Source organism: Streptomyces sp. NPDC018610, assembly GCF_044391765.1.
GTDB lineage: Bacteria > Actinomycetota > Actinomycetes > Streptomycetales > Streptomycetaceae > Streptomyces.
Map to the genome: position 1 here is coordinate 1 of NZ_JBISAL010000032.1, position 1,307 is coordinate 1,307.

The following is a 1,307-nucleotide window of genomic DNA, read 5'->3' on the forward strand; positions in this document are numbered from 1 at the left end:
CGGCGGCGAGCTCCTCGGGGGTGGGGTTGCCTCGTACGACCTTGATCGTCATGTCGGCTCCAGCGGGCTGAGAGGGGTCAGAGGGGGATGTTGCCGTGCTTCTTCGGGGGGAGGGTTTCCCGTTTGGTGCGGAGTTGACGCAGGCCGCGGACGATGTGGGCGCGGGTGTCGGAGGGCATGATGACGGCGTCGATGTAGCCGCGTTCGGCGGCGATGTAGGGGTTGAGGAGGGTGTCCTCGTACTCGCGGACGAGGCGGGCGCGGACGGTTTCGGCGTCGTCGCCGGCGTCGGTGATGGTGCGGCGGTGGAGGATGTTGACGGCGCCCTGGGCGCCCATGACGGCGATCTGGGCGGTGGGCCAGGCGAGGTTGAGGTCGGCGCCGAGGTGTTTGGAGCCCATGACGTCGTAGGCGCCGCCGAAGGCCTTGCGGGTGATGACGGTGATGAGGGGGACGGTGGCTTCGGCGTAGGCGTAGATGAGTTTGGCGCCGCGGCGGATGATGCCGTCGTGTTCCTGGTCGACGCCGGGGAGGAAGCCGGGGACGTCGACGAAGGTGAGGACGGGGATGTTGAAGGCGTCGCAGGTGCGGACGAAGCGGGCGGCCTTCTCGCTGGCGGCGATGTCGAGGCAGCCGGCGAACTGCATCGGCTGGTTGGCGACCACGCCGACGGGGTGGCCCTCGACCCGTCCGAAGCCGGTGACGATGTTCGGCGCGTACAGGGCCTGTGTCTCGAAGAACTCGGTGTCGTCCAGGATGTGCTCGACGACCGTGCGGATGTCGTAGGGCTGGTTCGCGCTATCGGGGACGAGGGTGTCCAGTTCGAGGTCTTCGGCGGTGGTGGTGAGGTCGGCCTGCTCCGGGTAGGCGGGGGGCTCGGAGAGGTTGTTGGAGGGCAGGTAGGACAGGAGCTGTTTGACGTATTCGACGGCGTCCTTCTCGTCGCCGGCCATGTGGTGGGCGACGCCGGAGGCGGTGTTGTGGGTGCGGGCGCCGCCGAGTTCCTCGAAGCCGACGTCTTCGCCGGTGACGGTCTTGATGACGTCGGGGCCGGTGATGAACATGTGGCTGGTCCGGTCGACCATGACGGTGAAGTCGGTGATGGCGGGGGAGTAGACGGCTCCGCCGGCGCAGGGGCCGACGACGAGGCTGATCTGGGGGATGACGCCGGAGGCGTGGGTGTTGCGGCGGAAGATCTCGCCGTAGGCGCCGAGGGAGGCGACGCCTTCCTGGATGCGGGCGCCGCCGGAGTCGTTGATGCCGATGATCGGGCAGCCGGTCTTGAGGGCGAAGTCCATGACTTTGGC

Annotated in this window: 1 protein-coding gene; it reads right to left on the bottom strand. The window is 68.3% G+C overall.

The genetic code is table 11. The features are described from left to right. Positions 1 to 77: 77 nt before the first annotated feature. On the bottom strand, positions 78 to 1,307 hold a 1,230-nt coding region (locus ACH5A8_RS34575), incomplete at its 5' end, for an acyl-CoA carboxylase subunit beta (RefSeq protein WP_399007956.1).